At 59.2% G+C, this 20,469-nt stretch carries 14 protein-coding genes and 1 pseudogene; 6 read left to right on the top strand and 9 right to left on the bottom strand.

Annotation, left to right across the window (positions count from 1 at the left end; genetic code table 11):
- Positions 1 to 6: 6 nt before the first annotated feature.
- Positions 7 to 1,098, bottom strand: coding sequence for a glycosyltransferase family 4 protein (locus ASG12_RS18760; protein ID WP_055792975.1), 1,092 nt, complete (start codon positions 1,096 to 1,098; stop codon positions 7 to 9).
- Positions 1,082 to 2,344, bottom strand: a complete 1,263-nt coding sequence (locus tag ASG12_RS18755; RefSeq protein WP_055792973.1) for a hypothetical protein — start codon at positions 2,342 to 2,344, stop codon at positions 1,082 to 1,084. Before ASG12_RS18755 ends, ASG12_RS18760 begins: the two co-directional genes overlap by 17 nt.
- Positions 2,345 to 2,585: 241 nt before the next feature.
- Between ASG12_RS18755 and ASG12_RS21425 the strand changes: the two genes are divergently transcribed.
- The 4 genes from ASG12_RS21425 to ASG12_RS18735 all read left to right on the top strand — a co-directional run bounded on the left by ASG12_RS21425 (position 2,586) and on the right by ASG12_RS18735 (position 7,202).
- Positions 2,586 to 3,356 (top strand): WecB/TagA/CpsF family glycosyltransferase, encoded by a 771-nt coding sequence (locus tag ASG12_RS21425; protein WP_162243445.1) that lies wholly within the window; start codon positions 2,586 to 2,588, stop codon positions 3,354 to 3,356.
- A gap of 83 nt (positions 3,357 to 3,439) precedes the next feature.
- Complete coding sequence (locus ASG12_RS18745) at positions 3,440 to 4,906, top strand: hypothetical protein (RefSeq protein ID WP_156378183.1); 1,467 nt, start codon at positions 3,440 to 3,442, stop codon at positions 4,904 to 4,906.
- The gene (locus ASG12_RS18740) at positions 4,903 to 5,778 is read left to right on the top strand and encodes a glycosyltransferase (RefSeq protein ID WP_055792965.1); all 876 of its coding nucleotides are present in this window, start codon (positions 4,903 to 4,905) and stop codon (positions 5,776 to 5,778) included. The genes ASG12_RS18745 and ASG12_RS18740 overlap by 4 nt, the downstream gene beginning before the upstream one ends.
- Complete coding sequence (locus tag ASG12_RS18735) at positions 5,775 to 7,202, top strand: polysaccharide biosynthesis tyrosine autokinase (RefSeq protein WP_082080349.1); 1,428 nt, start codon at positions 5,775 to 5,777, stop codon at positions 7,200 to 7,202. Before ASG12_RS18740 ends, ASG12_RS18735 begins: the two co-directional genes overlap by 4 nt.
- Positions 7,203 to 7,208: 6 nt before the next feature.
- Here the strand turns inward: ASG12_RS18735 and ASG12_RS18730 are convergent, their stop codons facing one another.
- The 7 genes and pseudogenes from ASG12_RS18730 to ASG12_RS21395 all read right to left on the bottom strand — a co-directional run bounded on the left by ASG12_RS18730 (position 7,209) and on the right by ASG12_RS21395 (position 16,995).
- Complete coding sequence (locus ASG12_RS18730; protein ID WP_055792962.1) at positions 7,209 to 8,180, bottom strand: GDP-L-fucose synthase family protein; 972 nt, start codon at positions 8,178 to 8,180, stop codon at positions 7,209 to 7,211.
- Between the two features lie 1,066 nt (positions 8,181 to 9,246).
- Positions 9,247 to 10,425, bottom strand: a complete 1,179-nt coding sequence (locus ASG12_RS21420; RefSeq protein WP_162243444.1) for a glycosyltransferase family 4 protein — start codon at positions 10,423 to 10,425, stop codon at positions 9,247 to 9,249.
- A gap of 23 nt (positions 10,426 to 10,448) precedes the next feature.
- The gene (locus ASG12_RS21415) at positions 10,449 to 11,612 is read right to left on the bottom strand and encodes an O-antigen polymerase (RefSeq protein WP_162243443.1); all 1,164 of its coding nucleotides are present in this window, start codon (positions 11,610 to 11,612) and stop codon (positions 10,449 to 10,451) included.
- Between the two features lie 206 nt (positions 11,613 to 11,818).
- On the bottom strand, positions 11,819 to 12,433 hold the full coding sequence (locus ASG12_RS22165) for a glycosyltransferase family 4 protein (protein WP_235457563.1): 615 nt from the start codon (positions 12,431 to 12,433) through the stop codon (positions 11,819 to 11,821).
- Positions 12,434 to 12,964 (bottom strand): annotated as a pseudogene (locus tag ASG12_RS22370) (glycosyltransferase); the annotation flags it as partial.
- Positions 12,965 to 14,043: 1,079 nt separating this feature from the next.
- Positions 14,044 to 15,480 (bottom strand): lipid II flippase MurJ, encoded by a 1,437-nt coding sequence (locus ASG12_RS21405; RefSeq protein WP_162243442.1) that lies wholly within the window; start codon positions 15,478 to 15,480, stop codon positions 14,044 to 14,046.
- A gap of 576 nt (positions 15,481 to 16,056) precedes the next feature.
- Positions 16,057 to 16,995 carry an NAD-dependent epimerase/dehydratase family protein gene (locus ASG12_RS21395; RefSeq protein WP_082502146.1) on the bottom strand — a complete coding sequence of 313 codons (939 nt, stop codon included), beginning with the start codon at positions 16,993 to 16,995 and terminating at the stop codon, positions 16,057 to 16,059.
- A gap of 921 nt (positions 16,996 to 17,916) precedes the next feature.
- Here ASG12_RS21395 and ASG12_RS18725 point away from each other — a divergent pair.
- Positions 17,917 to 18,990: a glycosyltransferase gene (locus ASG12_RS18725; RefSeq protein WP_235457561.1), complete on the top strand. Its 1,074-nt coding sequence runs from the start codon at positions 17,917 to 17,919 to the stop codon at positions 18,988 to 18,990.
- Positions 18,983 to 20,461, top strand: a complete 1,479-nt coding sequence (locus ASG12_RS18720) for a polysaccharide biosynthesis tyrosine autokinase (RefSeq protein ID WP_082502144.1) — start codon at positions 18,983 to 18,985, stop codon at positions 20,459 to 20,461. The genes ASG12_RS18725 and ASG12_RS18720 overlap by 8 nt, the downstream gene beginning before the upstream one ends.
- Positions 20,462 to 20,469 lie beyond the last annotated feature (8 nt).

Genomic DNA, 20,469 nt, shown 5'->3' with positions numbered 1-20,469 from the left:
CCGGCTTCACAGAACACGTCGATACACCTCTGCTGTCGCCAGGGCCGTGGCTTCCCAGGTGAACGCGCGCGCGCGGGAGCGGCCCTTCTCTCGAAGCGCCGTCGACCACGGGCCGTCGTCGGCGGCGACTCGTAACAACTCGGCGAGCGCCTCGAAGTCGTCGGCGTCGAATCGCACCGCTGCATCGGCGACGACCTCGGCGAGGCAATCGTTGTCGGCAACGATCACCGGGCACCCCGCTGCCATGGCCTCGAGCGCCGGCAGCCCGAAACCCTCGTAGCGAGAGGGAAAGACGAAGCAGCGGGCGTCGCGGTAGATGTTGGGGAGGGCGGCGTCGGGCACGTGCGTCTGCCGAACTCGGCCGCTCACGAGAAGTTCGCCGAGTCCGGCGGCCTCATCTGCGGTGAAGGGGCCTCCTCCCACACACAGCAGGTCCAGCCGTGGGAACTCGTGCGCGATGTCACGGAAGGCTCGCGCCAGCACGGTGAAGTTCTTGTACGTTCCGCGCTGGCCTACGAACAGCACGTACGGCCTTACCTGCGGACGCGGAGGCGGTGGCCGACTTGCGAGGTGAAAGTCGGCCCCGACGGCGAGGGGTGTGACGATCACTGGTTTGTCGATGGGGCCGTAGATGCGGACGAGATCACGCCGCGTTGTGTCCGAGATGCAGATGACGGCGTCGCAGGCGTCCACCACCGCGCGCTTTGCCTGATGGGGGTTTCCCTGCGGAAAGTTCTCGGGGAAGAGCTCGGGGATCATGTCGTAGACGGTGCACACCCTGCGAGGGGTGCTTCGGGACAATGCGTCGCGCATGTAATAGGTGTGGTGAAGGATTTCCGCTGGACGCCGACGCGACGTGTACCGGTTCACTTGGCGCAGCAGGCGCGCCTTGTCGAGGCGTGCGGGAAGCGGGCTTGATCGGACCCCGGTGCCGGGCACTCCGAGGAGGTGCTCGTTCGCGGTGAAGCGGAAATCCAACAGCGGCTCGACTCCGAAATCCTCACGTGTGCTGAACTGGTCGATCAGCTCGCTGAAGTATCTCGAGATCCCGCCGCGACGCTGACTGACGAAAATCTGGTCGTCATAGGTGACTCGCACGTTGCCCGCCCTTCGCCGACCCGCTCCGATGGGCTCTGATCGCCGTGATCAGCACAACCATCCCGACCGCGAACTCGACCGCGAGCAGCGCGTCGAGCGGCTGGCGGAATCGAACACGGGTGAAAAAGACAGCCATCACCGGCGCGTTGGCCACGAACAGCCACAGCCATAGCTTCTCGGGAAACGTGACGGGTAACGACTTGCGGAGAGCGATCCGGCAGGCGACGCCTGCCAACAGCAAGGCAAAAGCAGCGTAGGCGATCAGCTCTTGAAGAGAGCTTCCCTGAGCTGTGGTCACCGGCGCGTTGTAGGGGACGAAGTAGTTGGCTGTTTTACCCAGGAACAGGACGGCCGCGTCTCCTGGGTGGCCGGTGATCCACTCGATCGCAGCGTGTTGATACCGGCCGTCTGCGGAGATGTCGTCGAACCGCTCAGGAAAGATCGAAGACAGGCGTTCGCGATAGCTGGTGATGTCGACATCGACCCCGGAAGTGGGTGTGGCCGCCGGATTGTTGCCGATGAGAAGATTCAAGCCACTGGAAGAACTGACAGGTATGAACTTATGGAATTGAATCCAGTTGCGGGTCGTCCACGCTGCGATCGGTAGCGCGAACGCGAGAACGGACAGGGTGGCGAAACGCGCTCGCCGGCTTCTGCGCCTCCACGCCATCGCGGCGATCATGGCGACGGCCGTGAAACCGAGCACGGGCACGGCGAGCGTCAGCGCGGCACCCGCCAGGCCGACCATGACCGCAGCGCCGCCGCCGTGATCGTTGCGCCTGCTGTCGAGAGTCAGGCCGAAGAGAGCCAATGCGAGGACGAGGGCGGTGGCCAGCGCCTGTGGGTACAACGTTGCCGATGCGTAGGCGTTGAGCGGATAGACCAGCACCGCTATCCCCGCAACCGAACCCCAACGATTCCCGGTGACGTGCAGCCCGATGGCGGCACCGAAGACACCCGCCGCGATGAGCAGCGCCGGCGATATGAGGACCAGAGCCTGCATGGGGAGTCCGAGGACGATGAAGGGGGCAAGGACAAGCGGCCACGTGGGAGGCCGATATGCACTCGCGTGCCCCTCGAAAGCGAACCCCTTACCGGTTGCGATCGCGTGCGCGACAGCGCGGTAATCCAGCTCGTCTTGAAAACGGAGTGGGGAACCAGCAGTCGCCGCGTAGGCGAACAGAACCAGTGACAGCAGTGCAAAGGCGACGATGACTCCGCGTGGTGATTCGCGGAGGCGTGGCATTCGCCCAGTGTCTGGCATCGGCCAATATTGGTCAATCGGGGAACACTCTGCGGCTTTCGACGCCCCAGGGAGGCGTTCAGGTGAGTAATGTTCGGGTGGTCTGCTTTCCGGAAATCGTGAAAGGCGCGACTGCCCACAAACCCCTTCGAAACCACGGGACCTGATGGAGAAGACCTTTCATCCGCAGAGTGGAAAGCCCTCTTACGGTGGGCAGAAATTAGCGTGGGTCGGGGATGTCCCGGTGGTGGTCACCGACATCGCAGATGCGGCGCAATTCCTCACGAGCCGTGAATGTCGCGGAGGCGGTGTTCGTACTGGTTGGGCCGTACGGCTCGTAGGCGCCAAGGAAGTCGCCCTTGCCTCACGAGACGCCGCCTACCGTGACTTGCTCGCAAGCCCGGGTATCAACTTCCCGGACGGATTACCGGTTGTCTGGGTGATGAAACTGCGTTCTCGTTCCCTCCGGCACCGAGCACATCGCGTTCGCGGCGCCACCCTCTTTCGAACCGCCCTCGATTCGGGCCGAGCCATGGATGTCCGGCACTTCTTTCTCGGTACCACTCCGGAGACCCTGACGAAGCTGATCACTGCTACGGAAACCGCGTACCCGGGCCTGCAGATTGTCGGGTCGTGGGCTCCGCCGTTCGCGCCGCTCGATGAGGAGTTCTTCCGCTACGGAGCCGAGGTGGTGACGCAGTCGCGCGCCGACGTCGTGTGGGTGGGACTCGGTGCACCCAAGCAGGACGAAGCGGTGGTGGGCTTGGCCGATCGCGTGGACGCGACCTTCGTCGCCGTCGGCGCCGCGTTCGACTTTCTCGCTGGAACCATGCCCGAGGCTCCATTGTGGCTGCAGAACTCCGGATTGGAATGGGCGTTTCGCCTGGGTAGCGACCCGCGGCGCCTCTGGCGGCGTTACCTGATCGGTAACGCAGTGTTCCTGTCGATCGTGGTGAGACGCGGTTTCGGGCGGAAGATGGTCCGCCACGGCGACCCCTTCGGAACTGTGCGATGACTGCGACGCCGATCTTCGAGTTCGGGAAGGGGGACGTGGCGGACCGGTCGCAGCCCCCTCGGGGTCGGCATGCACGCGAGACCGTGAGCCGGAAGAACTATCGCTTCGATCCGCGGTCCCTCCGATCGGAGATTCGGCTCGTTCTTCAGCCTGATCCGCATCGCAGCCGCACAAAAATCGTTGCGGCGATCGTCGTCTTCGTTGCCTCGGGCCTCGGCTTCGGCGCGGTGGTCGCGTCGTCGCCGGCTCTGGCTGCGCTGGCGGTGGCAGGCGCTGTCTTCGCCGGGGCCACATGGCTGTACTGCGCTGACGCGGTTGCGAATCATTGTGTGTTCGCACTCGTCCTCGTTGTCATTGCATGCACGTTTGCGAACTTCAATGGCGCGGTGTTCCTCTTCCCCGGCGGCAAGTATCTGGCGTTGTTCGCGGTGGCGGCGACGGTGCTCGCGCTTCGCCCAGCACTGTCCAGCGCTTTTGTACTCCCCAGCGGCCTTGCTCTCGTGCTGTGCGTGGTCGGCATCGGCGGGAGTCTGTGGGGACGGCTGGCCTCGGGAATTCCGAACACCGCACTGCCCGTGCTCCTTCCGATGTTGCTTGTCGCGGTGCCGTTCACGGTCGCCGATTCCTCGACCCCAGACCAGTTCCGCCGGTGGATGAAATACGCGGGTGCGGGGTGTGGGGTCTTGATCATCCTGGTGGGTTTGGCGTATACGCCTGGTTCGCCTGTGTCGGACCTGGTGTTCAACCACGAGAAGTCGATCGTGTTCGTCGGGGCGATCGGGTTCGGGTTGGCTGCGCGATCGCCCTCGCTCACTGCTTTCGGGGTGTTGGCGACATTGTTTGCGTTCATCCAGAACCCGGCCGGCACATACGTGCTGGTTGTCATCTCGGTGGTAGTGACAGCCGTCATTGTGCTGCCCCGTTACCGGGGTCCTCTGATGCCTGCGCTTCTGTCGGGCGGCTTCGTCGTCGGTCTTCTTCTCGTGGCCTTCAACGTCGATTACCTGCTAAAAGCGAGCTCGTCCTACTTCGTGACCGTGGGTAAAGTCGACAACTCCGTGACTCGGGAGAATCTCTACAATCAAGTTTTCACCGAAGTGCACAACCCGATCGTGTCGAGGCTGTTCACCAACAATCTGTCCATCGTCGCAGTGTTGTCCGGTGAGCGTCGCGTGGTGCCGGCCCACAGCGATGTGCTCACGATGTACCTGGGTGGTGGGGTAGTGGCCGCGGCATTGTTCGTGGGCGTTTTCGGAGCGACCACGTACGCCGTCTCGAGGTCACGGGCGATGGTGTCGGCCCCGCGGTTTCGCGCCGCAGTCGTGATGGTGATGGTGGCGAACGCGGGTCTGTTCGGAGGATTGGTCAATCCCATCGTGGTTAATCCGACGTCGAGTGCGATCATCTTCACTTTCCTCGCCGGAGCCCTGGTGGTGATCCGGCGGCCTTGCTCGCTCCGAGTTTCAGGCGGCGGGACGACGGGGTCGCGCTTGCCCAGACCGATCGGGACCGGCAGAACACGACGACGGTCAACGGTGGCCAGGTCGTGACACTCACGCCGGTCTTGTCCGTTCTCACCCCGACCTTCAACGGCATGCCATTCCTCCCCCGGTGCGTCGACTCGGTGTTACCGAGCGCCCTTGACGGGCGAGTCGAGCACATCGTGGCCGATGGTGGCTCGTCGGACGGTTCGCTCGCGTACCTCGAGAGGACCGACACTCGGTGGGTCTCGCAGCGCGACCGAGGGCAATCCGATGCACTCAACACCGCGCTGAACATGGCCGCAGGCGAATGGATCGGTTGGCTGAACTGTGACGAGTTCTACTTCGATGGTGTGCTGGAACAGATCCTGACGATCATCCAAAGCGATTCATGCGACCTGATCTACGGGGACTTCGTCGAGGTGACCCCGGAAAATCGAGTGATTCGCCTCGTGACCCAGCACGCAATGCGCCCGATCGTGCTGGAGCACTTCGGTTTGAGCCTGCCATCGTGCACCGCTTTCGTTCGCCGGTCTTTCATCGAAGGTGCCGGCGGGTGGAACGTTGAGAACAAGACAATGATGGACTGGGAACTCTGGCTCGAGATCCTTCGGGCGGGCGGTCGGTTTCATTACACGGGGCGAGCTCACGCGGGTTTCACACGGCACGATCAGCAGGCGTCCGCGCGGCTGGCCGATCTCGTTCAGCGCGAGCACGCGGCACTCGACGAGAAGTTCGGGATCACTCCCGGGCCTTGGCGGGCGCGATACGCGCGCGGTGTGAGGGTTGCGAGCAAAGTGGTCAACGGCGGGTATGCCCGTGAACTCGGCTTCCGCGCCACGGTGATCGCCGGTGGCGCAGGATCGTCGCGGACGATCGGCGACGATCCCGAACGACCGTCACTGATGCGCTCGCGCTATCGGCGGTATGCGTTGTCATGACGTTCGCCTACAGCCGGCGCGGTCCGGTCCTCCAAGGCCGACGCGATCCTGCGAACGATCCAGTCCTGAACCTCTTGGTACGCAACATGCGCCGGCGCTGGCCCCTGCTCCTCATATTCACCCTGCTGAGTGGGGTAGGGGCCTATCTCCTCACGGGTCAGCAGCAAAAGGTCTACGAGGCCCGCGCAAGTGTGTATGTGACTGTCGATACGCAACAGTCGACGCAAACGGCCGCGGACGTGTACGCGGGTTCGCTGTCGTCGGTGGAACGCGCCCGCTCGTATGCGGGTCTGGCGTCGTCGGAGCAGGTGTTGAATCGTGCCGTGCGCGGGGTGCGTCCTGCGATGTCGATCGATGAGGCCAGAGGCGCGTTGTCGGCCGCCGTGGATCCCGGAACCACCGTGATCGAATTCAGCGTGCGGAGAGCTGATAGACGCCAAGCGGTCGAACTCGCCAATGCAGTGGCGTCGGCTGTGACGGCGTACGTGGCTGTTCTGGAACAGAATTCGACTGACGGTCCGACGGTCAAGATCGTGCCGGTGGATGGTGCCGCGGCGCCTGATTCTGCATTGTTTCCCGATCGCGCCGTGCAGATTCCCCTGGCCATGGCGGCCGCTCTACTGATCTCTTGCGCTGTGTCGGTCGCGTTGGATCGCCTGAGCTCCCGGATTCGGCGGCCGCAGGATCTGGCGTCGTTGCCCGACATCGCCCTGTTGGGCGAGGTCCCATTCGACCCAGCGCTGGCCGGCCACGTCGAGTTGGACTTCACCCAGCGATCGACTGCGGTGATCGAGGCTGTCCGTCGAATTCGTACTGCACTCAGTTTCGCTGCGGTGGACGAACCACCTCGTCTACTTGTCGTCTCGAGTGCGGTAGCAGGGGAGGGCAAATCCCTGATCGCCGTCAACCTCGCGCTGGCCTTCGCTGCCCTCGGCGAGCACCGAGTTGCGCTGGTCGACGCGAATTTGCGGCGGCCGTCCCTCCATGCGGTGATGGGCATCGATCGCGTGGGCGGGTTGACTGACGCGCTTCGAACGCACGATCCGCTCGCTGCGGTGCAGTCGACCCCTGTCACCAATCTGTCGGTGGTGACAGCAGGAACCGACGTGGTCGACAAAGCGCGCATCCTGACGTCGGATACCGCAGCGATGTTCTTCCACACGCTGCGCGACCACTTCGAATTCATCATCGTGGACACATCCGCCGTGAATTCTGACGCGGACGTAGCGATCATGGCCGGGGTTGCCGACGGCGTGGTGTTGGTAGCACGATCGGGGGTATCCCGACTCGGCGATCTCGGCGAGACGATCGCCGAACTCTCCGAAGGGCCTGGGCGAGTGCTCGGCCTCGTCCTGAACGGCACCGTTCGCGATCCCGAAGCAAGAATAAGCGGATTTCGGGAACGACGGTCCGGCGACATCTGAAGAGGGCTACTCGCGGATCGCGTCTTCGTTCTGCCGGAACCATTCAACGGTAGAGGTAAGCCCCTCTCGCAGTTCAATCGTCGGTTCCCAGCCGCTGCCCAGCAAAGTGCTGACGTCGATCAACTTTCGCGGCGTGCCGTCGGGCTTGCTGGTGTCCCATTCGGTGGCGCCGACGTAGCCGACGGCCTCGGCGACCATGGTGGCGATGTCCTTGATCGGGAGGTCTTTGCCACTGCCGACATTCACCTGCTGTGGTCCGTCGTAGGTGTCGAGCAGATGCAGACACGCAGCGGCCATGTCGTCCACGTGGAGGAATTCACGCATAGGTGTTCCGGTACCCCAGTTGACAACACGCTTGGCGTCGGAGAGTCGCGCCTCTTCGTACCTGCGGATCAGGGCCGGGAGCACGTGCGAGGTGGTGGGGGAGAAGTTGTCGCCCGGACCGTAGAGGTTGGTGGGCATGGCCGAGATCCATGGCAGCCCGTACTGCCGGCGAACGGCTTGTACCTGGAGGATGCCGGCGATCTTGGCGATTGCGTAAGCGTCGTTGGTCGGCTCGAGTAGGCCTGTGAGGAGTGCGTCCTCGCGAATCGGCTGCTCCGCGAACTTAGGGTAGATGCACGTGGAGCCGAGAAACAGCAGGCGCTCAACCCCTTGCGCGAGAGCGGCATCGAGCACATTGACCTGGACTTGCAGGTTCTGGCTGATGAAGTCGACAGGGAACGTGCTGTTCGCCATGATCCCGCCGACCTTTGCCGCGGCGAGCACAACGACGTCGGGTCGCTCGGTGGCGAAGAAGTCGAAAACCGCAGCGCGATCGGTGAGCTCGAGCTCGGCGTGCGAACGACCGATCAGGTTCGTGAAGCCGCGGCCCTCGAACGCCCGCCACACCGCGGAGCCCACGAGCCCGTGGTGGCCGGCGACATACACGCGGGCATCAGAGGAGACCGCTCGATCGGCGAAGAGTGCTGAGTCCATGCGCTTGACCTTCAGTGCACTGGGATCCGTGTCGGTCACGGATAACTATGAAAACTCTAATCCACAATTCACTCTTCTGTTCACGAAAGTGAGGATCGCACATCGGCCCTAATCATTCGCAACGCGATCTAACGGAAGGCGCGAGGAGCGAAGACTGAGTTGTGGCGCCCAAGTGGCGGCGGTGTCGCATTCCGGCCTGGCGGAAAGACTGATGATGGTCGCGTCAAGAAAAATATCGCCAGTCTTACCGCCCCAGCGATTAGTTGCCGTGCTCGTCGACGCAAACTACCTATCCGAGTATTGCACTCACCGCTCAGCTCAGGCCTGCCAAGCCTCAAGAGACGGTAGTGGCGTCGTCGTGTTGCGACAGACGCAAAGTCCGCACAGGCTCCGTCAGTTCGGCCTGTGCATGGCGGAAGACCAGTTAGCCACCGGCTATTCAGTGATACCGACAGCCGCAATCGCGACCGGCCGTCGTAGCGTAAAACTCGCCCGAACCGGTATCCCTCTTGCTCGCGGCGGCATAGAGTGTCATCGGCTACGACGGCGGTCAATACCAGCCAACGCCGCGCCGCAGGCCATCGCGGCACGGCCCAAGACTGACAGCGGTTTTCGCGAAGTCGGTGAAGAACAACTTGATGACTACCGCCGTCATGTACCTCCGAGATCTCTGGAGGGCCGAAGGCGAACAAGCAAAGCGTCTGCAAGCAGAGAGTCGCAAAACGGCCTCTGATACCTGCACCTGTGCAGCATCTGTGCCGCCATGGCGGCATGGCGGACACCACTAGGGAGTGCGAAATGTACTTCCAATAGCCGGGCCTGCGCAAAGCAAGGGCTGGTACCCAACTTCCTGCCTAGGCGCTGAAACTTCACTGCCAAAGACCTTTGAACCGGTTTCGAATCTCCCACACCGTCGGTGAGACTCCGACGTCGTCACCTGTTCTCGCCAGCCCAAGTAGCAGTGTGGGCCGATCTGGTGGGAGTGTTGCTAGGTGCAAGCTGGTTGGCGCGAGGAGAGCGCCACCGGATGAGAAATTCACTCTCCGATTTTCCTAGGTCTGAGGTGTCAGGCATCTAGTACTTGTTTATACACCGACAGAATACCGTCGCGCATCCGGCCGAGCTCGAATCGAGACAGGTCGCGTGTTCGAAGTTCGTGTCGCGACGTCGTTCCACAACCAGGATCGAAGGCAAGGGGTTTCAACTTGTCAATCCACCTGCTCGTGTCGGTTCCGATATTTAGCACTCCTGGCCCGTTAAGATCGTCTAATGCGCCCGCGCCAGATGAAATCAAGGGCGTACCCGCCTGAAGAGACTCGATAGCAGATAGCCCCATGGTCTCTGGCTGAATAGAAGGAATTAAACAATACTCAGCACCTCGAATAAGCTTGTTCAGGTCAGTCCGTTCCAGATGGCCAAGGGCGACAATTGAACTGTCCGAAGAAGCGCGTGCTCGTACAACAGGAGCCAATTCGCCATCGCCGGCGAGCAAGAGCCTCAAATCCTCGGGCTTAGGAAAGCCTTGCCAAGCATCTAAAAGCTGCTCGACCCCCTTCGCCGGATGTAGGCGTCCAGTGAATATCCAGTAACGCCCTCTAGAACCCAGACCGAGATGATCCGACCCGGCAGGAAGTTCCGCCATCCCCCACGGTATGACGGAAATCTTCTCGACAGGAAGCCCGCCACTTGTCAAGATCTGCTTTGAATAGTTTGATGGAACTATAAAGCGATTTACGCGAGAAACGTAGTGCGGGAGAAACATGGCAGTCTCGGAAGCACACACCGCGGACGCGAATATTGAATTCTTTATGCAGCGAAATCGGACTGCGTCGAAGTTCGTCGAAGAAGTGACGCAGCGTGTACAAGCGGCACCGTCGCGAACCAGTGTGTAGCAGGGCGCCACAAGCTTGAAGTCGTGAAGGGTCATCACCGACGGGACGTCGGCTACGCCCAAGACCGACGGACTCAGCTGATGGTAAATGGAGTGATAATGAACTATGTCAGGTTGAAACTTGGAGACACGATCTCTCAACTTCTCTCGCGCGTAGCGGTTCCAGATTAAAGAGCGAATGGACGATATCTTGCCGCCGAGATCGGAAGCGGACGAATCGAACCCCGGTGCGTCGGGGCCCTCCATGTCCTCGGAACTGAACACGGACACAGACGCGCCCTCCGACACAAGAGAGCTTGCCAACTCGCGAAGGTGAACTTCGACTCCGCCCTGAATGTGCCAGAACTTGGACACCATAAGAACCCTCAGGTCACTCGTCACCACTTATGAGACTCCATCTTTATTCTTTCAGGTGACGAAGGAGCGCCACGGCTCCTGGTCATCTTTTTCAGGGTGTAGTTACCTTGCTGAGTCGACCTACTGTCGATGAAGACCGCCACTAGCAGCACGACAATCCACGTCGGTTTCGCGCTGATATAGCTGTAACTCGAAGTGACCAAGTACGCTGCGAAATAGCCAAACCACAAATACGAACCCAAACCGGGACGGCGCTTCGCCCAAGCAAACGTTGCTGCGCAAACAACGCCGAGCAGAATCGACATTATAACGACACCCGGCCAGCCCCAGTCCAAGTAGAAGCCGCCGAATAGGGTTGGTGGTAAGCCTCCCAGCTGTGCGGAACCCGCTTGAAGGATTTCATTCACATATCGATCAGAGAGACTAAACCCAAGCTTGAGAAAACTCCCAAGATCGCCGAACAAGAAACTCCCGTTTGCGTGAATTCCAGTATTGGCGACGCGCGTAAAAACGCGGGGTCCGGTCTGCAATGACAGATCAAGCGATCCAAACCAACCGTCGAGACCTCTTGACTTTAGGTATACCTCAGCATCAGGTGTTACAGCCGTACCGAGTCTTAGTCGGCCAGCTATGCCAAAAAGCATCAACCCAGCCAGTAGTGCCCCAAGCACCTTAAGAATGGAAGGACGCCTCAATTCTATGTAGATGAAGGCGACCGCTATCAAAGGTATTCCGATTAATGCACGCGCTCCGCTCAGAACGAGAATTATGAGAGAAAAAATAGCAAGCGAGGCACTCAGTCGGTTCCATCGATTACGTATCGCATTAGTCGCGGCGCAAACAATACTTATTTGTAGAGCGGCAATAATTAGAGGCCAGGCACGGCCAAACAGACCATCGTCCGACGCGAAGCGCGCCGAGTCGATATTGGCTTGCAGAAGTGGGATAGTGCCCGTCGCGTAATTCGCAATACCTGCGACAATCCCGGCTATAACGATCGTCGTCAGCGCTCGTTCACCTAGAAGATCTGGCGTCGTGTACTGGACCGTGGCCGTAGACCGCCGCGCAAAAATTGCAGTCCAAGTAATAAACCCGAGAAGTGTCATTACGCTGCCAACCAATACCAACGTAGCGACTTCAAGAGACGGATTGATGTTCAGAACGGGCAGCTGGCGCCGCTGCAACCCGATTACGTATATTGCTGTTACAACCGATAACGATAGAGCCATCGCGCCGTTAGGAACGAGGCTTGTCCGTCTATAGTAGGCAATGCTGGTAAGTATGCTTATTGAGACAAGTCCAAGCAAAACCAAGCGGTAGTCGTCTGATCGGCAAATGTATAGGACGAAGCCCACTGTCAGGCCGGCTAGCAAAAGCCACGGTAGGTACCTCATTGAGACGCTCCTCTATAGATGTCTCGATATGTAGCGGCTACTGAGTCAATATCAATGGCTTGGAGTTCGTGTGGTGTGGACTGGGTGGGATGAGCAAGTGCCGACAACATTGCTTTCGCCAGGGCCGGCACGTCACCGGGATCGACAAGCTTGGTGTCGTGGCTGGACCTGACAAGGTCCACGATGCCAGGTATTCGCGTCCCGACTATTGAGCAGCCAGACATCATCGCCTCGGCCATACTATTCGGCATGCCTTCACGGTAACTAGGCAGAACGAAGACATCTGCAGCACAGTAAATCAGAGGTAGTTCCTTATTGGGTAACGCTCCAAAGAGCTTAATATTTTTGGAGTAATCGAGATGGGAGCTACGGATGCGTTCTCCCGTTGCGCGGTCGAGTTCACGGTAGAAGTCGCCGTAAGGTCCCACCAGCCACAATTCCGCGTCTGCGGAGACTCTTACCAAGTCCCAAGCATCCAAAAGGTCGATGACGCCCTTGTGCTGCACAAGGTATCCTACAAACAGGACAACAGCGCGTTCTTGAGGGACGTTGAATAATTGACGGGATTTCACGTTGCGCGCTTCGGACCGATAGTAGACTTCTGAATCCACTCCGTTGTTGACTCGCCGTGCCGTCGACTCGAGTCCTCTGACGCGGCCACGCGCATACGATTCGTCGCTTAGAAATATCACGTCTGTTGCCAGTCTAAAGCTCAACCCGTAAATGGACCCGACTGGAATGCCTCGGATGCGGCGGCCAAACACTGTATTGGGATCGTCCTCGCCGTCACGCGTTACTTTCACCACGACCCGACTACCCCTGAGCCTCCCCGCTACCGCTGGCAAGATTGACCACCAGTAAGCGCCGTGAATATGTACCGCGGTAGGCCCATGAATCAATGTAAGGAAGAATGCACTGACTCCGAGAAGGGTAGTCGTCAGAGCTCGCGTCAGTGGCCCGTCCGGCTTAATGCCTTTCAGGTACCGCCTAACCGACACGCCATCCTCGATTTTCGACCGCACGCTTTGCTGGTCGAGGGTAGCGACTGTAACACGCAAGCCGTTTCGTACGAGGCGCGTTGCTAGAAGCTGGGCTTGTTGGCCAGCGCCTCCATAAACAGGAGGATACTGAGATGCAACCATTATGACGTGATCTTGAGTCATCGCACTACCCTTTTGCTGACGGTGTGGGCATCAATGGTATAAGAACAGCTGTGTACCGACGCAAACTGAGCGCAGCAAATAGCTCATCTCGGACCGTGACCCATTCGGAATCTATTGACCTGGCGTGTGCGCGGCTAATCGCTCTCAGCCACTCTGTTTCGTCCGCTGGTGCGGCAACCACTTCACAGAGCTGTTCAAAGGACGCTCCGAGGACATTTTTGGAGACAGAGTTTCGTGTAGTGACCGGAATAATGTCATGCGCTAGATAGACAAGTATCTTGTACGCAGCCTTGCGCCTAGACCACTCGTCGTCCGCGATAGGCATAATGCCTACGCTGGCTCGCCGCAGCCAGAAACTCTCTCTACTCTGCGTCCACACTTCGTGCTGGACGTCCCCCGACCTGTCGCGGTCTGAACCGACTAAGACTAGTCGTCCGAATCGCTCCGAGTTGCTGACTCTTTCTGTATAGGTGGTCTCGATAGATTCAACATAGTATTTTGTAGAAGGGCTCCCAAGCCAAAGCGTAACGGGAGACAGGGGATCGTCGCCAACCTCATCGGCTGGTGCGGGGCGGGGTCGAGCTGGCGCGGGTCCCGGGAACACACAAATCTCGGTAGCGACGAATGCTTCGAGGTCTCGCGCGATCTCGGGTGAGCTGACCACGACGCGGTCCGCAGCGTTCGCGAGTCTCAGAACACGCTTGGCGCTGCGAGCGCGAACAGCTTGCGAAGAGCCTGGATAGCCGAAGTAGATTGCGTCGTCGAGTTCGTAGATCAAAAATCTTGAGGTTCGCCTTATAAAAAGTGACACAGCACTCGGAGGGATTACCTTCTGTAAGTGTGTGACGTCTGGGCGTACATAGATTAGCAGGGCAACTGCGCGGATAGGCCACATGCGCGTTCTGCTGGTATTGACCACTCTGATCTTGTGTCCAAGGGTGCCTAACAACTCCAGCGAGTCGTGTGCTCTAACCCTCGAGCTAGCCAGATTCTGGTCGCCGACAACTACCGAAAGAATCTTCGAAAAGTTTCGTCGCGACTCCGATCGGCGTCGATTTTTAATCAAGTCTGGCATCGACCAGTTCCTTGACTTTGCCGCGAAATCCGGCACGAAAGTAGCTGGCAGACAACGTGATTGGAATCACCAGAAGCGCAAACGTGGAAGTCAATTCCAAGTTGAGTAAATCTCGGCCGACAAAGTAGGCGACCATTACGGTGGTGAACATGGTAACTGCGGTTATTGTCAGTGTTTTGAACCGACCCGCTGCCGAGAGTCCGCGTTTTCCTACCGGGTCACGCCACACGCAGATGTACGCATAAAGAAGCGTGGACATTGCTCCAATGCTACTGGATAACGCAACGGCTTGGTCTGGATAGACTGAACGCAATCCTACCGAAGCCACGGCTGTTGCAGTCAGCCCAAGTGCGGAGCAAATTGCGACATTGACGTACTGCCGGGCAACGTACATAAACGACGTAAGGACTCCAGTAAGTGCACATGCGATTATCCATGGCGTCTGTGCCAGGAAGATGGTCAACACCTCGTCGGTGTCGGATGGGGTGAACTGCCCTCGTTGGAATAGCACCCGTATGACAATGTGGCTTACTGGAATAAAGATTGCCATGACTGTCAGTGTTGCCACTACGGTAGTAACCAAGGTTCGGCTGAGAATCGAGTCTATGAGGTCCTGATCCTTCTTCGCGTATGCTTTTGATAGCGAGCCTGTGGCGGTGAGCGCGAGGCCAAATGCCCCTAGAAGCAGTAGGCCCTGAGAAATCTTCTGTCCGAAACCTAGTGCAGCTGTCGATCCAATGCTTAGAGATTCTGCGAGAACTCGCTCCAGCAATGGTTGGAGCTTCGTAAGCATCGTAAAAATTATGAGAGCGGACAGGGTCTTGAGGCCGATAAGTGATTCAGTATTGGCGGAACGCATTGTGTGGCGCATTGGAAATGCTGTTAAGAGGTATTGAACAGCGTATCCGACAGTGAGGGCGAACCCCAGGCTGAATGGGTTGATTTCGATCGCGTACGCGACGGCCGTAGCTGCCACTAGACCCAGGCCGTTGAATATGTTGCCGGCTGCAGCAATGGCAAATCTGTTGTTGAGGTAAGCCATTGCTATCGGTGATGCGGTCAGCGCGGCGAGTACGTGACATGGCGCCGATGCAATAAGCAGGGTGCCAAGATCCCCGCTGGTGCAGATACCGAAAACGGCCTGTGCGCTCGCCAACAGAAATCCCCAACCAGCTAGGTAAAGCCGATCTCCGGTGTAGTGCTGGTGGGTTCCCTTGTGCATGCGTGGTACTAAGACACTCGAAACGAGTGTTAGAAAGACGGTAGCGCCGAAGGTTACAACGGCCCACGTCAGCTGAAATTGGTCTGCCAACGTCCCTAACCCGAGCGCGAACGCTATGAGCGACTGAAAGGCAAAACCAATCAACAGGTTCGTGACTGTCAAAGCTGTGGTGATGAGTCCAGCGGAGGCTGCGTTCACGGAGAACCGTTCGTGTTCGCTTGAACCCGCCTTCGACCTACTCATCGCCCAGCGCTTTAATAACCGTAGCTGGGCAGCCAGCGACCAAAACTGATGGGGGGACGTCGATCGTTAAAACAGATCCCGCCGCGGCGACCGAACCGGCTCCGACGCGAACACCCGGCAAGACAAGGACTCGGGCGCCAAGCCACACCCCATCTTCGATCACGACATCGTTCGAGAAACTTTGTCCTGCTCGACGTTTCGGCGATCCGTATCTATGGGAGCTAGTAATAAAACTGCATTGTGGACCGATAGCAACGTTTTGGCCAATTCGGATTCTGCTTGCTGTGTTGGCTTCGAACAGGCAATAGGGCCCGATGTAAGTTCCGCGGCCAACCGAAATTTTGTTACTCGTGAATTTTATGCCGCCACAAATTTCTGTACCGATTGCTATGTCGGCTCCGATAGCGATCCGTATAAAGACTGCGCGTGCGCGGCGAAGCGACAATGGGGGTACTAATAGGGCTGACAGCGCAATCCCGATTTGGGTTCGCCAAGCGCGAACTCGGGCACGCAGGGCGGACGGTTGGTGGTTCACAACGCAGCGCTGATTCTGAGGGCTTGTTTCCTCAGCCCCTCGTCGACTGGTGTCTTCGGAGTCCATCCGAGAAGGGCGCGCGCGCGACTGCAGTCCGCGCCAGTGCGATCTACGTCTCCAAGTTGCGATGGCTGGTGGTCGAGGCGCACGGTCCGCCCAGTGGCGACCTCTGCCATCTCTATGAGTTGCCTCATGGATATGTCTCCGCTTCCGCCAATGTTAAGAGGCAGGAACCGTTCTAGTACTTCGCTCGACGCGGCAAGCTGACATGCTTGCACGACATCGTCAACGTATGTGAAATCTCGGCGTGCACTGCCGTCGCCAAAGAGGCGAAATGTTTCACCGGAATATGCAGCGGACAAGATTCGGTGAATTGCCATATCTGGACGTTGCCGAGGACCGTAAACAGTGAAGAATCGAAGGCAGACGACTTGTAAGCCCAGATTTAGACTGTATGCCTTGCACAACGCCTCACCGGCAAGCTTGGTGACACCATAGGGGCTGCGTGGCGTCGTGGGTGCGTCTTCAGACACGGGGTATTGGTCTTGATTTCCGTAAATGGAGGAACTGCTTGCGAATACCATTCGCGCTATGTCGGAATCGGAGCACAGCTGCAGAATGTGCTGTGTAGCTTCCAAGTTGAGATCGAGGTATTTAGAGAATTCCGCCCATGAATCTCTGACCCCGGGCTGTGCTGCTAGATGAATTACCGCGTCAACGCCGGCCATGTCCGGCGTTGACAGCGCTCGGACGTCCTTTTGCAACAGGTCAAAGGATTTGTGATCGTGAACACTTTTGAGGTTTGCCACCTTTTGCGCGGCCGAATAGTATCCGGTGAAAGAGTCCACCCCGACCACGTTATGTCCATTGAAGACGAGATATTCGGTTAACGTGCTCCCGATAAAGCCCGCACAACCGGTGACGAGGTAGCGCATCTGTCTCCTTTAATCTGTTTCCGAGGCCGTAGTACCTGGCCGAAACGTTGTCCTAATTGCTCGATAGAGTGCTCCTCACCCGAAAGGACTATCGGCCAGCGAGACGAGTCTTCGGGTCGGCCGACGTGAACTCGTTGCCGACCGTACCGTCTGGACCGTACGAGGGCGCGGCGAGCACCACGCGGTGATGAAGCAGCCTAGCTGGTCTAGCGGGAGCGCGAGCGAGGAGAACGAGCAATAGATGCTGGCAATGTCAGCCTAGCCAGTATTAAAGATCTCTGACATTGCGGGAGGGAGGTTCATACGATCGCTCGACTTGCGGAGGGTGCTGCAGGGATGTTTTCTTGGAAAAGTTGCTCAGGTCTGGGTTGCGTCCACGGAGTGCCTTTCCGTGTGGCTTCACCGGCTACGAGTTGCGGTGTCGGGCTCGGCTAGCTATTTTGTGTCTGAATGATTCTGACAAATTGGCTCATATTCGTGAGCAATGCGGTTGCGTTCAGGCGGGAAGCGGCACGGTGGTCACTTCTGAACGACTTAGAAAGCTGGTTGTGTCTCGTTCAGAATGGGACTCATTCAGGGCGACCGGTCCACCGTAGCTTCAAGGTTTGTTTTCTTTATTTACGACTTGCCTACACGCGATTTGAGGGTCTTATACCGGCTGAAGGCGAAGTAGTTCGCGTCCTAGTGGTGCGGCAGTTCGGATGCAAATCGTGGGCAAAGTATTTCAAGGGTTCGGGACGGTGACGAGTGAGGCCTGGCCAGACCGGTGGGACTTCCGTGGGAGGTAACGCGCCGCAAGCGCGGCCGGCTGACGACGGTTCGAATGGATGCAGGGGAACGGCCGTTGTCATTGGCACGCGCGGTTACCCCAGCTATTACGGCGGCTTCGAGACGCTCGTTCGACGCTTGGCTCCGTTTCTCGTGGATGACAAGTGGGATCTGACGGTCTACGGACGACCGGGTGCTACAAGAGGCGACGACCCTGGCGTCGACGCGAGAGTTAAGGTCAGAACAACCAAGGGGCTCGAGAGCAAATCGCTGAGTACGATCTCGTACGGGTTTACTGCTGCAATCGATGCCGCATTGGCGGGCGTCGATGTCGCACTTATCATGAACGTTGCTAATGGATTCTGGTTGCCGATCCTGAAGGCGCGCGGTATCCGTACTGTCGTGAACGTCGACGGGATCGAGTGGGAGCGTGCAAAGTGGGGCCCGTCAGCTCGCCGGGTGTTCCGGCTAGGCGCCAAGATGACGGCTCGCTACGCCGACGAGCTGGTGTTCGACGCCGAGGCCATCAAGGACTACTGGATTCGAGAGTTTGGGCGATCGGGCACGTTCATCCCCTACGGTGGCGAGCCTGACTACCCGACGTTGGACGCGCCGAAGTTCGAGCCAGGGACCTACGCTCTCATGGTGGCTCGCTTCGTGCCCGAGAACTCCATCCGCGAGTTCATCCATGCAGTGCAGATACTCGAAGATCTGCCGGTCGTGGTGGTGGGTTCGTCGGGATACGGCGGGGAGTTCGACGAGGCGCTCAAGCGGTTGGACGAGAGCCGCGACAACGTGCACTGGCTAGGCCATGTCAAAGACGATGCGTTGTTGTTCTCCCTCTGGGAGAACTGCGGGGCTTACTTTCATGGACACAGTGTGGGAGGAACCAACCCGGCTCTCGTGCAGGCGATGGCATGCGGAGCGCCCACCATCGCTCGCGACACCTCCTATAACCGCGAAGTCCTTGGAGACGTCGGGCGATTCGTCCAACCGTCACCGCGTGCGATCGCAAATTCGATCGCTGATTTGATTGCAGACCATGCTGCGCAGAGAGACATGGCTGAGGCTTCCCGGGACCGCGCCAAGCGTCACTACAGCTGGGAATCGGTGTGCCGAAGCTACAGCGATTTGATGTACGGGGTACCGACCGCTATCCCCGGCCTCAACGAAAGTGCAGACAGTCTGCGCACTGGTGACGAGGATGGTTCCATTAGCTATGACTGATTCGGTGGCCTTGTCGGACTCTCGATCTTCGACAACCGAAGGTGAATCCGTACGGGACGTTCTCGGCGCACTGCGTCGTGGATGGCTCGCGATCGTGGCATGCGCGGTCGTCGTCGGCCTGCTGGCGTTAGGTTACTGCCTTCTGCAGACACCGATCTATCAGGCGACCGCCACGCTGTACGTCACGTCGGGCACGGACGACAATTCTCAGACCGCCTACCAAGGATCGCTGGCGTCGCAGCAGAGGGTCACCTCGTATACCAAGCTGGTGAACTCGGATGCGGTCGTGCGCCAAGCGTTACAGAGCGCGAACCTCGACCTCAGCGTGGAGGACGCCAAGGCTGATGTGTCTGCCACATCGACAACGGAAACAGTTCTCCTCAACATCTCGGCGGTGAACAAGGATCGGGCCGAAGCGGAAAAGCTGGCCAATGCGATCTCGACCGCCATGACGAGTTATGTATCCCGTCTCGAGACCCCGAGCGGCGGCGGTCAACCCCTCGCCAAATTGACACTCGTGACGCCGGCCGATGCCAGCGATTCGCCCGTCACACCCAAGACCACTCGTAACGTGGGTCTCGGCGTTGTGGTCGGCCTGCTGCTGGGTGTCCTCGGGGTTCTCGCGCGGGCGCGGTTCAGCAACAAGATCCGCGATGAGTCGGATATCGCGGGCGTGAGCGACACCCCCGTCCTGGGCTCTATCCCCACCGATGAGCTCTTGAAGAAGCGCGGGTTAATCGACTTCAAGGGCGGGGCCACGCCATCGGCCGAGGCGTTCCGAAAGATCCGCACGAATCTGGCGTTCGCCAACGTGGACAGTCCGCCCAAGATCATTCTGGTGACCAGCCCGATCGCCGTGGAGGGCAAGACCACCACAGCGATGAATCTCGCTGCGGCGCTGGTGGAGGCCGGCAACCGAGTCGTACTGGTCGACGCGGATCTGCGCCGTCCTCAGGTCGACACCCGTAGCGGGCTTCTCGGCGACATCGGACTCACCAACGCTCTCCGTGGCGACGGTGATCTCTCCGACCTCGTCCAGCCCAGTGCGGTCGATGGGCTGTGGGTCCTGGCATCCGGGCCGCGCCCGCCCAACCCTGCTGAGCTACTCGCTTCCAAACGAGCCGGTGTGACGCTCTCCGAACTCGCCACCTCGTTCGATTACGTGATCGTTGATTCCGCCCCGGTGCTGCCGGTCACCGACGCCGCCGTGCTCGCCCAGTGGGTCGACGGCATCCTTCTGGTTGCGCGCTCCGGGAGCACCAAGTTCGGCGACCTGTCCGACGCGCACGACCAGCTGTCGAACAGCGGAACGGTGATCATCGGGTTCGTCCTCACCGAGGCGCCCACCTCCAAGGGGCGATACGGCTACTACGCCGTGAACCCGGCGCAAAAGAAGTCGCTCTTCGGTAGAAGCCGGGAGCCGAAAGCCATCGAGCAGGTTCTCGAACCGAAACGCAAGCCCAAGCACTGAGGAGAACG

Source organism: Williamsia sp. Leaf354, from assembly GCF_001424365.1.
In the GTDB taxonomy this organism is placed as follows: domain Bacteria; phylum Actinomycetota; class Actinomycetes; order Mycobacteriales; family Mycobacteriaceae; genus Williamsia_A.
This window is presented reverse-complemented; position numbering and strand designations above follow the sequence as displayed.

Bases quoted from the DNA above. Each gene is read 5' to 3' on its own strand.
- ASG12_RS18735 (WP_082080349.1), top strand. From the start codon at position 5,775: ATGACGTTCGCCTACAGCCGGCGCGGTCCGGTCCTCCAAGGCCGACGC.
- ASG12_RS21395 (WP_082502146.1), bottom strand. From the start codon at position 16,995: ATGCGCTACCTCGTCACCGGTTGTGCGGGCTTTATCGGGAGCACGTTA.
- ASG12_RS18730 (WP_055792962.1), bottom strand. From the start codon at position 8,180: ATGGACTCAGCACTCTTCGCCGATCGAGCGGTCTCCTCTGATGCCCGC.
- ASG12_RS18720 (WP_082502144.1), top strand. From the start codon at position 18,983: ATGACTGATTCGGTGGCCTTGTCGGACTCTCGATCTTCGACAACCGAA.
- ASG12_RS18755 (WP_055792973.1), bottom strand. From the start codon at position 2,344: ATGCCACGCCTCCGCGAATCACCACGCGGAGTCATCGTCGCCTTTGCA.